Source organism: Mesorhizobium sp. M0195 (assembly GCF_040322115.1).
In the GTDB taxonomy this organism is placed as follows: Bacteria; Pseudomonadota; Alphaproteobacteria; order Rhizobiales; family Rhizobiaceae; genus Mesorhizobium.
In genome coordinates, this window is the sequence record NZ_JAMYSV010000025.1 from 1 (window position 1) to 14289 (window position 14289).

Sequence of the window (14289 nt, forward strand, 5' to 3'; positions counted from 1 at the left end):
TGACCTTGGTGTTGCCGGTGCAGTCGAAGGTGTAGTCGGCGCCGCCGATCTGGTCGGCGCCGCGCTTGGTCATGTTGACGAGATGGGCCACGATGTCGCCATCGATCTCCTTCGGATTGACGAAATGCGTCATGCCGAACTTCTCGCCCCATTCTCGTCTGTCGTTGTTCACATCGACGCCGATGATCATGTCGGCGCCGGCAAGGCGCAGGCCCTGGATGACGTTGAGGCCGATGCCGCCGAGGCCGAAGACGATCGCCGTCGCGCCTTGCTCGACCTTGGCCGTGTTGATCACAGCACCGATGCCGGTGGTGACGCCGCAGCCGATGTAGCAGATCTTGTCGAAGGGCGCGTCGGCATCGACCTTGGCCACCGCGATCTCGGGCAGCACGGTGAAGTTGGAAAAGGTCGAGCAGCCCATATAGTGGAACAGCCTGTCCTTGCCGATCGAGAAGCGCGAGGTGCCGTCGGGCATCAGGCCCTGTCCCTGCGTGGCACGGATGGCGGTGCACAGGTTGGTCTTGCGCGACAGGCAGGACGGGCACTGCCGGCATTCCGGCGTATAGAGCGGGATGACATGGTCGCCCTTCCTGACCGAGGTGACGCCCTTGCCGACGTCGACGACGAGGCCGGCGCCCTCATGGCCGAGGATCGCCGGAAACAGGCCTTCCGGGTCGGCGCCCGACAGCGTGAACTCGTCGGTGTGGCAGATGCCGGTTGCCTTGATCTCGATCAGCACCTCGCCATCGCGAGGACCCTCGAGGTCGACCTCCATGATCTCCAGCGGCTTTCCGGCGGCGACAGCAACAGCGGCGCGCGTTTTCATCAGGCAATCCTCCCAAGACGGTCTGCAATCCAAGCTAGATTTAACTTACCATTCAGCTCCGCGCTATGCACGAAGCGACGTTCCGACCCCGGATTTTCGTCAGCGCTCACCGATCTACATCCGGGATAGGCTCCGACTTTGCCTTGACCGCCCTTCTGAAGCCCATAAAACGGGAAGCCCGTTAAAAAAAGGCAGCCGAGGGACGAGGCCTGCATGTTCACAAAGATCCTGGTCGCCAACCGTGGCGAGATCGCCTGCCGCGTGATCAAGACGGCGCGCAAGATGGGCATCGTCACCGTCGCGGTCTATTCCGATGCCGACCGCGACGCCGTGCATGTCGAAATGGCCGACGAGGCGGTGCATATCGGGCCTTCGCCGGCCGCGCAAAGTTATCTGGTCCCGGAAAAGATCATCGCCGCCTGCAAGGCCACAGGAGCAGAGGCCGTGCATCCCGGCTACGGTTTCCTGTCCGAGCGGGCATCCTTCTGCGAAGCGTTGGAGCAGGAAGGCATCGTCTTTATTGGCCCGAAGCCCAAGGCCATCAAGGCGATGGGCGACAAGATCGAATCGAAGAAGTTCGCCAATACGGCCAAGGTGTCGACGGTGCCCGGCTGGCTCGGCGTCGTCGAGAACGCCGCCCATGCCGAAAGAATAGCCGGCGAAATCAGCTATCCCGTGATGATCAAGGCTTCGGCCGGCGGCGGTGGCAAGGGCATGCGCATCGCCTGGAGCAAGGCAGAGGTGCGCGACGGCTTCGACCGGGCGCGGTCGGAGGCCAAAAGCTCGTTCGGCGATGACCGCGTCTTCATCGAAAAGTTCATCGTCGATCCGCGCCATATCGAAATCCAGGTGCTCGCCGACGCGCATGGCAACACGCTCTATCTCGGCGAGCGCGAATGCTCGATTCAGCGCCGCAACCAGAAGGTCGTGGAGGAGGCGCCGTCGCCGTTCCTCGACGCCAAGACCCGCAAAGCCATGGGCGAGCAGTCGGTGGCGCTGGCCAAGGCCGTCGACTACCAGAGCGCCGGCACGGTCGAGTTCATCGTCGACAGCGACAAGAACTTCTATTTTCTGGAAATGAACACGCGGCTGCAGGTCGAGCATCCGGTGACGGAGCTCATCACCGGCATCGACCTGGTCGAGCAGATGATCTGCGTGGCGGCAGGCGAAAAGCTCGCCATCAAGCAGAGCGACGTCAAGCTGAACGGCTGGGCGGTGGAAAGCCGCCTCTATGCCGAAGATCCGTATCGCAACTTTCTGCCGTCGATCGGCAGGCTGACGAAATACCGGCCGCCGAAAGAGGGAAAATTCGGCGAAATCGTCATCCGCAACGATACCGGCGTTACCGAGGGCTCGGAAATCTCGATGTTCTACGACCCGATGGTCGCCAAGTTGTGCACCTGGGCGCCGACGCGGCTGGCGGCGATTGATGCGATGTCGGAAGCGCTGGACAGTTTCGTCGTCGACGGCATCGAGCACAACATACCGTTCCTGGCGGCGCTGATGCAGCATCCGCGCTGGCGGGAAGGGCGGCTATCGACGGCGTTCATCGCCGAGGAGTATCCCGACGGCTTCGCGCCCATTGTGCCAGACGCCGAGGAGAAAGCGGTGCTGGCCGCGATTGCCACCGCGGTGGAACTGCTGCGCCGCGACCGGCTCGACCGGCTGGGCGGGCGGCTGGCGCCGCATTCCGGCGCCTTGAAACGCGATTGGGTGGTGAAGATCGGCCCGGACTATCTTTCGGTCGCCATCGTCGAAGGGATGATTTCCATTCCGATGGAGCTCGACCTCACAATCGACGGCAAGGCACTGACCGTGAACTCCGACTGGCGGCCGGGCGATCTCATCTGGCGCGGCACGGTCGGCGGCCGCAAGGTCGCGGCGCAGGTCAGGCCGGTGCTGAACGGGTTCCGCATCGCCTGGAAAGGCATCTCGGTGACAGCCCGCGCCATGCTGCCGCGCACCGCCGAACTCGAAAGGCTGATGCCGGAAAAAGTGGCGCCGGATACCTCGAAGATGCTGCTTTGCCCGATGCCTGGCCTCGTCGTGTCGATCGCCGTTGCCGAGGGGCAGGAGGTCAAGGCCGGCGAGACGCTTGCCGTGGTCGAAGCGATGAAGATGGAGAACGTGCTGCGCGCCGAGCGCGACCTCATCGTCTCGAAGCTCAACGCCAAGCCCGGCGACAGCCTTGCCGTCGATGCGGTGATCATGGAATTCGCGTGAGGCTGTAATCTGCTTGAGGTTGGTGGGACAAAGGGGAGCGAAGGAACGCGATCCTGCAATTGGTTGAGCACGCTTGCTTGAGGAGGGACAAGGCGAGGGGCGTGCGGAATTCGGTTTTTTTGCCCTCACAACGTATTTTGTTCTTGCTTTGTGCCGGCAGCTATGCTACTAATCTGAGTATAGTGCTAAATGGCTCCAACGACCCGCCCGCTGTGGCGGGTTTTGTATTTCCGGCCTGAGGTTGGCGGGACGGCGCCCCTCTCTGTCCTGCCGGACATCTCCCCACGAGGGGGGAGATCGGCAGCTTCGGCGGTTGCTCTAAACGTCCAAAGCTCCAATCGCTTCTGCTGGACTCATGTTATCTGCTGCCGGACAATACATCTTGATCGACTGAGTCCCTGTGAGGCGGCGCGAAAAAACCATGGCGGATGAGAGACTTCCACGCGATCCCTTGCTGCGCGAGGCCTATGCAAAGGCATCGCGGGCAGAGGCGGCGGCGCGTCGGTTCATTCATCTGCGCGTGCATTCGGCCTATTCGCTACTCGAAGGTGCCTTGCAGCTCGGCAAGATCGTCGGCCATGCGGTGCAGGACGAATGCCCGGCAATCGCCGTCACGGACACCAACAATCTGTTCGGTGCGCTGGAATTCGCGCAAAAGGCAGTGAAGGACGGCATCCAGCCGATCATCGGCTGCCAGATCGACCTCGCCTTTTCCGGTGAGGCGAACGACAGCCAGCGCGACCGCAGGCGGCAGGGGCCGGAGATGCGGCCGGTGGTGCTGATCGCCGCCACCGAGGCCGGCTACGGCAATCTGGTCAGGCTGGTCAGCCGCGTCTACCTCGAGACACCGCCCGGAGAGGCGGTGCATCTGACGAGCGAGATGCTGCAAGGCCATTCCGACGGTCTGATCTGCCTTACCGGCGGGCCGCGCGGTCCGATCGGCAATGCCTTGAAAGAGGACCGCCGTGAACTCGCCGAGACCCGGCTGCTGGCGCTCAAGGGCCTGTTCGGCGACCGGCTCTATGTCGAACTGGAACGGGTCTCCGGCTACGACCGCGCGATCGAGCAGTCGTCGGTCGATCTCGCCTACCGCCACGATCTGCCGCTGGTTGCCACCAACGAAGCGTTTTTCTTCTCTCGTGAAGACTATGAGGCGCATGACGCCCTGATCGCCATCGCCGAAGGCTCCGTGGTTGCGGCCGATAATCGCCGCCGCCTGTCGCCCGACAATTTCCTGAGAAGCCAGGCCGACATGGCGAGGCTGTTCGCCGACCTGCCGGAAGCGATCGACAACACCGTCGAGATCGCACTGCGCTGCTCCTACTATCCGAAGACACGAAACCCGATCCTGCCGCGCTTTGCCGGCCGCGATGTCGCCGACGCCGATGCGGCGGTCAAGGCGGAGGCGCAGGAGCTTGCCAGGCAGGCGCATGAAGGACTGGAGGCGCGGCTGGCGGCGCACGGGCCGACGCCCGGCTATACAGTCGAGCAATATCGCGAGAGGCTGGATTTCGAGCTCGGGGTCATCGAGAAGATGAAATATCCCGGCTATTTCCTGATCGTTGCCGACTTCATTAAATGGGCCAAGGCGCAAGGCATTCCGGTCGGCCCGGGCCGCGGATCAGGCGCCGGCTCGCTGGTCGCGTATTCGACGACCATCACCGACATCGATCCGCTGCGTTTTTCGCTGCTGTTCGAGCGCTTCCTCAATCCCGATCGCGTGTCGATGCCCGACTTCGACATCGACTTCTGCCAGGACCGGCGCGAGGAGGTCATCCGCTACGTCCAGCAGAGATACGGCCGCGACCAGGTCGGCCAGATCATCACCTTCGGTACCCTGCAGGCGCGCGCCGTGCTGCGCGACGTCGGCCGCGTGCTGCAGATGCCTTACGGGCAGGTTGACAAGCTGAGCAAGATGGTGCCGTCGAACCCGGCCAATCCGGTCAAGCTCGCCGACGCCATCGCCAACGAGCCGCGCTTTGCCGAGGAGGCCGAGCGCGAGCCGATCGTACAGACGCTGCTCGACACGGCGCAGAAGCTGGAAGGTCTGTACCGTCACGCCTCGACTCATGCCGCCGGCATCGTCATCGGCGACCGGCCGCTGTCGGAACTGGTGCCGATGTACCGCGATCCGCGCTCGGACATGCCGGTCACCCAGTTCAACATGAAATATGTCGAGCAGGCCGGGCTGGTGAAGTTCGACTTCCTTGGCCTGAAGACGCTGACCGTGCTGGACAGGGCGGTCAAGCTGATCCGCCGCCGCGGCATCGAGATCGATCTCGCCCACATTCCGCTCGACGACCCAGAAACCTACGCCATGCTGTCGCGCGGCGAAGTGGTCGGCGTGTTCCAGGTGGAAAGTGCCGGCATGCGCAAGGCGCTGATCGGCATGCGGCCCGACTGTATCGAGGACATTATCGCGCTCGTTGCGCTCTACCGGCCGGGGCCGATGGAGAACATCCCGACCTACAACGCCAGAAAGCACGGCGAGGAGGAGATGGCGTCGATCCACCCGAAGATCGACCATCTCGTCAAGGAGACGCAAGGCGTCATCGTCTACCAGGAACAGGTGATGCAGATTGCGCAGGAGCTCTCCGGCTATTCGCTGGGCGAAGCCGATCTGCTGCGCCGCGCCATGGGCAAGAAGATCCGCGCCGAGATGGACAAGCAGCGCGAGCGCTTTGTTTCGGGCGCGGTCGAGCGCGGCGTCGGCAAGCCGCAAGCCGACTTCATCTTCGACCTGCTGGCAAAGTTTGCCGACTACGGTTTCAACAAATCGCATGCCGCCGCCTATGCCGTCGTCTCCTACCAGACCGCCTATCTGAAGGCGCATTACCCCGTCGAATTCCTGGCGGCATCGATGACGCTCGACATGGGCAATACGGACAAGCTCGCCGATTTCCGCCAGGATGCGCTGCGCCTCGGCATCGAGGTGGTGGCGCCGTCGGTGATGACGTCGTTCCGGGATTTCGAGGTCGGCGAGAACCGCATCTTCTATTCGCTGGCCGCGCTCAAAGGCGTCGGCGACGCCGCAGTCGAGCACATCGTCGCCACGCGCGGCGAAAAACCGTTCAAGAGCCTCGCCGATTTCTGCGAAAGGGTCGATCCGAAGATCGTCGGCAAACGTGTCTTCGAGAGCCTGATCATGGCCGGCGCGCTCGACTGCTTCGGTCTCGACCGGGCGGCGATGATGGCCGGCGTCGAGCGGATGATGGGGCTGGCGTCCTTGGCGCAGCAGAATGCCGTCACCGGCCAGCACGACATCTTTGGCGCCTCGCTGGGCGCACAGTCGCAGGCACTCAACTTGCCGGCGACCGACCCCTGGCTCGCCGCCGACCGCCTGCACCGCGAGTTCCAGGTGGTCGGGTTCTATCTCTCGGCGCATCCGCTCGACGAATACAAGGCGGCGCTGCAGAAAATGCGGGTGCAGACCTGGGCCGAATTCTCGGCCGCCGTCAAACGCGGTGCGGCCGCCGGCCGGCTCGCCGGTACCGTCACCACCAAGCAGGAACGCAAGACGCGCACCGGCAACAAGATGGGCGTCGTGCAGTTTTCCGACACGTCCGGCCAGTATGAAGCGGTGCTGTTTTCCGAGGGACTGGCGCAATATCGCGACCTGCTCGAGCCCGGCCGCTCGGTGGTCATCACCGTTTCGGCCGAGGACAGGCCGGAAGGCGTCAATCTGCGCATCCAGACCGTGCAGTCGCTGGAGGACGAGGCAAGCCGCATCCAGAAAGCGCTACGCATCTTCGTGCGCGACGCAGCACCGATCGGCACGCTTGCCGGCCAGCTTGCCGTCAAGGGCGAGGGACAGGTAAGCTTTGTGCTGATAAAGGATGACGGCCAGGGGGAGGTCGAGATCGAATTGCCCAGTCGTTATCGTATCTCGCCGCAGATCGCGTCAGCCATGCGCGCGGTGCCGGGCGTGGTTGAAGTGGAGCTGGTTTAAAATACCGAAACCTTCGGGTTTTGGCGATTGGGGGGCGCCATGGATGAACGCGCAGCCGCTTTCGAACTAACACGGATGGTCAACGGGTACCGCGTCTCGCAGGCGATCTCGGTCGCCGCGACGCTCGGCATCGCCGACCACATCAAGGACGGCAAGCGCTCGGCAGCAGATCTTGCAAGCCTGACCGACACACATCCGCGCGCGCTCTATCGGTTGCTGCGGGCGCTTGCGGCGGTCGGCATATTTCACGAGGCAGAGGACGGGCAGTTCTCGCTAACGCCGCTTGACGCCGCCTTGCGCTCCGATGCTGAGTTTTCCGCTGCACCCTGGGCCGCCTTCGTCGGAAGGCCCTATTACCGGCAAGCGTGGAGCGAACTGCTCTACCGCATCCAAACCGGCAAGAACGCATTTCGCCACGCGCATGGCAAGGGCGTCTGGGAATACCGGGCAGAGCATCCAGAGGAGTCCGCTATCTTCGATCGCGCCATGGCAGCGAATTCGCGCGGCGTGGCGGCAGCCATCCTGGCGGCGTATGATTTTTCGTGGTTTCCGGTCATCATGGACGTCGGCGGTGGCCAGGGCGCGCTGCTTGCCGAAGTCCTGGCCGCGACCCCGGGCAGCCGCGGCATCCTTTTCGACCAGCCGCATGTGGTAGCGCCGGCCGCCTCGGTGCTGGCGGCGAAAGGTGTCGCCGATCGCTGTGAGATCGTCGGAGGCGATTTCTTTGCCGAGCTGCCCGTGGCGGCCGACGCGCTGCTGCTCAAATGGATTTTGCATGACTGGGACGACGAGACCAACGTCGCGATCCTGCAAAACTGTCGCCAGGCGATCCGTGCGGGCGGCAAGTTGCTGGTTTTTGAGGCCGTGCTTGAGCCGCCCAATCAGGGGGCGAATGCCAAATTCTCCGACCTCAACATGCTGGTCGCGCCCGATGGCCAGGAGCGGACGGCCGATGAATTCAAGTCGCTGCTGGCAAAGGGTGGCTTCGAGGTGACCGAGATCATCCAGGCAGGGCCACGCATCAGCGTTGTAGAGGCAAGGCCGGTTTGATCGCGGCTGAAGCCATTTGCCGCAACCGCCGGGATCGGTCGGATGGCGCAAGCTTCCGCCTGCCCTGTCCACTGGACGTCTGTCGCAGCGAAGGCTATCGCGATCGTCATGAAGGTAGCTGACAAGAACGGAGCCCAAGATATTTCAGCCTTGGCCCGGCTGCGCGACATGTTGCGCAAGCTGTATCACGGGCGCACAGCGGCGGCGTTCCGGTTTCAGCTTGCGGCTGTTGTCATCGACCTTGCCATCATTGCCTTTTTCATCGCCACGCCGGTGATCCAGAAGTCGTCTTCGTTCCTCTGGCTGGACTACTCCGTGGCAGCACTTGTCGCCGCCGACATGATTGCCCGGCTGCTTGCCTCCAACGACATGCTGCGCCTGATGAAACAGCCGGCGTCGTGGATTGATGCCTTCATCCTGCTGACTCTGCTGATGCCTACGGCGCTGGCCAATCTCGGTTTTTTGCGCATCCTGCGGCTGTGGTCGCTGTCGCGTAGCGGCGCGCTGTGGCGATTTCTCGAGATGCGCGGCTTCAGGCGATGGCGCGAGGCGAGCCGTGCGGTCATCAATTTCCTGACATTCCTCTTTGTCATCACGGGTTTCGTCTACACCTTCTTCTTCCGCACCGTGGGTGGTCTCGAGGGCTATGTCGATGCGCTGTATTTCACGGTCGCCACGGTCACCACGACCGGTTTCGGTGACATCGTCCTGCCCGGTGTGGCCGGCAAGCTCACCGCGATCGCCACCATGATCATTGGCATATCGCTGTTCGTCCGGCTTGCACAGGCGCTCTTCCGTCCCACCAACGTGTTCTTTCCTTGCCCGCAATGCGGGCTGCAGCGGCACGAGCCCGACGCCGTTCATTGCAAGGCCTGTGGGCACGTTCTGAACATACCCGACGACGGCGATTGAAACGCAGGGCTACGCTGCCGCCACTTCCGCAGGTTTGGCGGCTTTTTTCTGCAGATTGAGCAGATTGCCAAGCAGGATCAGCAGGGCGCCGCCGGCGGTGAAGGCGTCGATCTGCTCGTGATAAAGCAGCCATCCGATCATCGCCGACAGCGGTACGCGCAAAAAGTCCATTGGCGAGATGACCGTCGCATCGGCATAGACAAGTGCGCGGGCCATGCAGAAATGCGACGACATGCCGGTAAACGCGATCAGCAGGATCCACGGCCAGAGCTCGAGCGACGGGTTGCGCCATTCGTAAAGCGCCGGGACGAGGCCAAGCACCGACTGGATGATCAGCATCCAGAAGATGATGCGCACGACGCTGTCCGTCCGCGTCAGCGACTTGACGAGAACCACCGAGACGCCGAAGCAGACCGCTGCTCCCAGCACGATAACATGCCCCGGATTGACCGCGCCGACGCCCGGACGCACGATGATCACCACGCCGATCAGCCCCAGCACGATCGCCGCCAGCCTTGGCCGGGAGAGCCTTTCGCCGAGGAAAGCTACCGCCAGCAGCGCAGTCCAGATCGGCGTCGTGAATTCGATCGAGATCAGCACCGCAAGCGGGATCAGCGTCAAGGCATAAAGCCAGGCAGCCTGGCCGGTATAATGGACGACGTTGCGGGCGAGATGGGCCAACGGGCGTCCGGTGCGCATCGCCGGAAAACCGCCTGACATCATGACCAGCGGCAGCAGGATGAAAAAGCCGATCACCGAGCGCAACTCGAGCACCTGGAAGACGTTGAGTTCTGCCGTCGTGGCGCGGCCGGCCACCGACATCGCCAGGAACGAGGCGATCGACAGCGCCATCCAGAACGCGGCCTTGGGGATCGAGGGTGCGGGTGCCATGGGCGCTATGTCGCAAGCCGGCGCTTTCATCGCAACCGCTAGCCGGCGCATTCGACTGGGCCAGCCGTGAAGCGTTGCAAACAGTGATGTTGAAGCCGGAACCCGCTGCTGAGGGAAGCGTTGGTCCCTCAGTGTTTGCGTGCTGTGTTTTGGATACCAACGAGGAGCGGTCCGATGAAATCACTTGCACGATTTGTACTTGCCGGGTGCCTGACGGCCGGGGCCGGCGCAGCGCATGCCGACGATCCGGATTTTCTTCGCTCATTCCAGGGGAATTTCGCCGGCAAAGGCACCGTCAAGGTCACCACCGATGCGCCGACGGTGAATGTCTCCTGTCATTTCAATTCCGACGCAACGTCGAGCTCGCTATCGCTCGACGGCAGCTGCCGCGGTCTTATCGTGGTGACGCGCGCCATCAGCGCCGATCTCAAATCGAGCGGGACGAAATACACCGGCACCTATGTCGGATCGCGCACCGGGCCGGCGCAATTGAGCGGCAGCCGCTCCGGCAACGCAATCAATCTCGGCATTCGTTGGGCCAAGGAGGTCAATGGCGACCGCAGGGCGCAAATGACTGTTGAGAAAACCGGCGAGGACGGCATGCGGCTGACCGTCGTCGATACCGATCCGAAAACCGGCAAGAGTGTGGTGACCACCCGGATCGATCTGCGGCGCACCTGACTATCACTCCTCGACCGGTTCGGGCGGATGGGCATCGCGGCCCTTGCCGAAGGTATAGCCGGTTTCCACCGCCCTGCGGCCGAACTTGCCGCGCAGCGTATCGATAGCACCTTCGGCCATGGCGCGCTTGCGTGACTGGACGTCGACCAGATCGGGCGGGTCCGCCCGGTCATCGTCGGAGAGGTCGCTGACGCCAATGCCGAGCAGCCGGTATTTCGTGCCGTCGGCCTCCTTGCGCAGCAGTTCGAGCCCGGTCTGAAAGATGCGGTCGGCCAGCCGGGTCGGATCGCCGAGCTGGCGATTGCGCGTACGGATCTTGAAATCCTGGGTCTTCAGCTTGAGGACGACGGTGCGTCCGGCAATGCCGGACTTTTTCAGCCGGGCCGAGACTTTTTCCGACAGCGCCCTCAGCACCGAAACCAGGTCGTCGACGGAGGCGATGTCGGTGTCGAAAGTGGTTTCCGCCGAGACGCTTTTCGCGTCCTGGTCGGGAACGACGCGACGGTCGTCCTCGCCGCGCGAGAGCCGGTAGAGCCGGTCACCCATAACGCCGTAGCGGCGCATCAGATCGCCGCGCTCCATGCGCTGCAGCTGGCCGATGGTGCGGATGCCGTCGCGCTCGAGCGTGACAGCAAAGGCCTTGCCGACCCCCCAGATCAGCGTCACCGGCTGCTCGGCCAGGAAGCCAATAGCCTCGGTCTCGCCGATCGCCGAAAAGCCGCGTGGCTTGCGGAAGTCCGATGCTACCTTGGCCAGGAACTTGCAGTAGGAAAGGCCGGTCGAAACGGTGATGCCGATCTCCTTTTCCACGCCGAGTGCGAAGCGCGCCAGCACCACCGCAGGCGGCAGGCCATGCAGGCGCTCGGTACCGGCGAGGTCGAGAAAGGCCTCGTCGATCGAGAGCGGCTCGACCAGCGGCGTCAGCGCCTGCATCATGGCGCGCACCTCGCGGCCGACGCGCACGTATTTTTCCATGTCCGGCGGCAGAACCACCGCTTCGGGACAGGCTTCGAGCGCCTTGAACATCGGCATTGCCGAGCGCACGCCATGGATGCGGGCGATGAAGCAGGCGGTAGATACGACGCCACGCTTGCCGCCGCCGATGATCAATGGCCGGTCCTTCAACGCCGGGTTGTCGCGCTTTTCGACCGCCGCGTAGAACGCGTCGCAATCGATATGGGCAAGGCGCAGCCGGTAGAGCTCCGGATGGCGGGCGAGCCGTGGACTGCCGCAGCGCTCGCAACGGCGTGCCTCGCTGCGCTGAAAATTCAGGCAGTCGCGGCAAAAACCGTGTTCGGGGTTGTTGACAGGAGCCGCCATCGCTGCGAACATAAAGAGAACAAATGCAATGGTACGTCAGGACGGACGCCACGACAAGGCGGTGGGCCGGGAGAGAGCTCATGAATACGACCATAGCGCCGCTAGTGCCTGAGCTTTGGGCGGATTTCGAGGATCTTTTTGGCAAGCAGGGCGCCTGTTACGGCTGCTGGTGTACGCATTTCCGGTTAGCGCCTGCGGTGCGCCGCGCGAGCAATCGCGAGCGCAACAAGGACCACATCAAGGCGCGAATCGAGGCCGGGCCGCCGCCTGGCCTGTTGGCTTTCGAGGGTGGCCAGGCGGTCGGCTGGATGCAGATCGGCCCGCGTGCCGACGTGCCCGAATGGAACAACCAGGGCAGGGGGTCGGCGCCGATCGACCCCGCCGACGCCGCCGATCCGGGCGTCTGGGCGATCTCCTGCTTCTTCATCCGCACCAAGGCACGCGGCAGGGGCCTGTCGCACCGCCTGGTCGCGGGCGGCATCGAGTTCGCCCGCCAGAACGGCGCGCGCCTGATCGAGGCCTGCCCCATCGACCTGTCGAAGGATTCGCGGTCGATCGGGCTGTTCGTCGGCTCGTCGCGGGTCTTCGAAAAGGCCGGGTTCCAGCGGTTGGTCGAACGCAAGCCAGGCCGACCGCTGGTGCGGCTGGTGCTTTAGGCAATGCCGCAGGCCATTCGGGTCGCGCCGCCTCGCCTTGCGGTTGGGGTGGTAATTTCCTACGAAATGAGAAAGTGCAGATAATTCCAATGGCCCAACGGAGAATGAGCGTGAACCGTGTCCTGCCAGTCGTCTTTGTGCTCGCGCTCAGCGCACCCGCCTTCGGCCAAACCGTTGATGAGCAGGGCGCGAAGCAGCTTTCCGAGAATCTGGCCCGCTATGTCGGCAGCCAGGCAATCGACAAGGGTGTCGTAAAGGTTTCGCTTGAGGGCGACGCCTATAAGATCGCCTTCGACTTCAAGGCGCTTGCCGGGATGTTGCCGAAGCAGAATTTCGCGAAATTCAACTTGGCGCCCTATGCCCTCCTTGCCAAACCGCGCAGGGATGGGAAATGGGACGTCTCGGCGGACATGTCGACCAGCGCTTCCTTCGAGGTCGAGGGGCCGCAAGGGCCGCAGAGCACCCAGTTATCAATCGCAGGCGGCAAGTTCGCCGGCGTCTATGATCCCGAGTTGGCGGCTTTCGCCAGCGCCACTACATCGATGACCGGCATGACGATGGACTCCCGGGACGCCATGCAACGCGTGAAAGTGAGCACCGGCCCCGGTACGGCCACCATGAGCGCCGCCAAGGCGGTGAATGGCGGCGCCGACTTCACCATGACGCAGACGATAGCGGTTTTTGCCGAAGCGATCGACTTTGACGACCCCAATAGCGGGCTGAAATTCCCGCTCGCAATCACGTCGCCGGGACTGTCGGTCAATGCGACCGGCAAAGGCATACGAACAAAGCCGCTTCTCGATCTTCTGGCATTTGCAGTGGCCAATGAGGACGAGGCCAAGCTCAAAGGCAATCAGGCGCAACTCAAATCGCTGCTGCTCGCCGCATTGCCGCTATGGGAGCGGATCGACGGAACCTACGGGTTCAAGGATTTCGCCGTGGACAGCCCCGTCGGACGTTTCGGCGCGGCGGAACTGGCCACCAGTTTCGGGAGCGACGGCATCGCGCAGAACGGGACGATCAACTATGCAATCAGAGCGGCAGGGCTGACGATACCTCGAAACGTGCTGCCGAGCTGGAGTGCCGCGCTGTTGCCCACCGACATCGACCTGAATTTCGGCGGCGCCAATATCGATCTCGACAGCATGGCGAAGAAAACCATCGAAACCCTTGATTTCAGCAAGGATCCACCGCTGCCGGCAGATTTCGGCAAGCAGATCTTCGCCGATTTCCTGGCCAAGACGCCAAAGGCCATTCTCCGACACAGCACGATCAAGAACGGCAACATCGAGATTGCGATGGAAGGCGAAATGACGTTCCCCGGCAAGAAGCCCGAGGCGAGCATGACCATCGATGTCGCGGGCTATGACAAGATCGTGGAGGCCCTGCAGACGGCGGCCAAGACCGAACCGGAAGCGGCACAGTATTTTCCGTTCGCACTCGCCGTCAAAGGGTTCGGCAAGGCACTGCCGGATGGTCGACTGGAATGGATCATCAACGCCAAGGCAGACGGCTCGGTCACGGTCAACGGCGCCATGCTGAAGCCGGCCGATGCCGTTCAGGACAACCCCATCATGGACCCAAGCGATGTTACCGTTCCGGATCATGGCTCGGGCGAGAATGACAATGGCGGGGCAGGGGCGAAGTTGAAACCCTAAATGCCGAGCTTGGAGCGGTTCATCGTTTCACGAAAGCGCCGATCCGCTCCACGTCTTTATTTTTGCGCAACTCCGGACGGAAAACCGTTTCACCCTTTTCCTGGAATTGCTCTCCACGCGGCT

The 14289-nt window shown here is 63.0% G+C and carries 10 protein-coding genes; 7 read left to right on the top strand and 3 right to left on the bottom strand.

Translation table 11 applies throughout. From position 1 onward, the window contains the following. The coding region (locus tag NKJ12_RS28080; protein WP_352706565.1) for an alcohol dehydrogenase catalytic domain-containing protein at positions 1–826 on the bottom strand (826 nt) is incomplete at its 3' end. Between the two features lie 213 nt (positions 827–1039). Here NKJ12_RS28080 and NKJ12_RS28085 point away from each other — a divergent pair. The 4 genes from NKJ12_RS28085 (at position 1040) to NKJ12_RS28100 (ending at position 8960) form a co-directional block, all read left to right on the top strand. Further along, positions 1040–3049, top strand: a complete 2010-nt coding sequence (locus tag NKJ12_RS28085) for an acetyl-CoA carboxylase biotin carboxylase subunit (protein ID WP_352706567.1) — start codon at positions 1040–1042, stop codon at positions 3047–3049. A 421-nt stretch (positions 3050–3470) separates the two neighbouring features. Then, positions 3471–6998: a DNA polymerase III subunit alpha gene (gene dnaE, locus NKJ12_RS28090; RefSeq protein ID WP_352706569.1), complete on the top strand. Its 3528-nt coding sequence runs from the start codon at positions 3471–3473 to the stop codon at positions 6996–6998. Between the two features lie 39 nt (positions 6999–7037). Beyond that, entirely contained in the window at positions 7038–8048 is a 1011-nt protein-coding gene (locus tag NKJ12_RS28095; protein ID WP_352706572.1) for a methyltransferase, read from the top strand. Positions 8049–8156: 108 nt separating this feature from the next. Next, positions 8157–8960 carry an ion channel gene (locus NKJ12_RS28100; RefSeq protein WP_352691110.1) on the top strand — a complete coding sequence of 268 codons (804 nt, stop codon included), beginning with the start codon at positions 8157–8159 and terminating at the stop codon, positions 8958–8960. 9 nt (positions 8961–8969) lie between these two features. On the opposite strand, the gene NKJ12_RS28105 is transcribed toward NKJ12_RS28100, so the two are convergent. Next, positions 8970–9851, bottom strand: coding sequence for a DMT family transporter (locus tag NKJ12_RS28105; RefSeq protein WP_352706574.1), 882 nt, complete (start codon positions 9849–9851; stop codon positions 8970–8972). A gap of 174 nt (positions 9852–10025) precedes the next feature. On the opposite strand from NKJ12_RS28105, the gene NKJ12_RS28110 reads away from it, so the two are divergent. Then, the gene (locus NKJ12_RS28110; RefSeq protein ID WP_352706576.1) at positions 10026–10532 is read left to right on the top strand and encodes a hypothetical protein; all 507 of its coding nucleotides are present in this window, start codon (positions 10026–10028) and stop codon (positions 10530–10532) included. Positions 10533–10535: 3 nt separating this feature from the next. Here NKJ12_RS28110 and NKJ12_RS28115 read toward each other — a convergent pair whose 3' ends face one another. Beyond that, positions 10536–11864 carry a DNA polymerase IV gene (locus tag NKJ12_RS28115; RefSeq protein WP_352706578.1) on the bottom strand — a complete coding sequence of 443 codons (1329 nt, stop codon included), beginning with the start codon at positions 11862–11864 and terminating at the stop codon, positions 10536–10538. 68 nt (positions 11865–11932) lie between these two features. Between NKJ12_RS28115 and NKJ12_RS28120 the strand changes: the two genes are divergently transcribed. Continuing rightward, positions 11933–12508 (top strand): GNAT family N-acetyltransferase, encoded by a 576-nt coding sequence (locus NKJ12_RS28120; protein WP_352706581.1) that lies wholly within the window; start codon positions 11933–11935, stop codon positions 12506–12508. Between the two features lie 104 nt (positions 12509–12612). Further along, positions 12613–14166 (top strand): hypothetical protein, encoded by a 1554-nt coding sequence (locus NKJ12_RS28125; RefSeq protein ID WP_352706583.1) that lies wholly within the window; start codon positions 12613–12615, stop codon positions 14164–14166. The last annotated feature ends 123 nt before the right edge of the window (positions 14167–14289 follow it).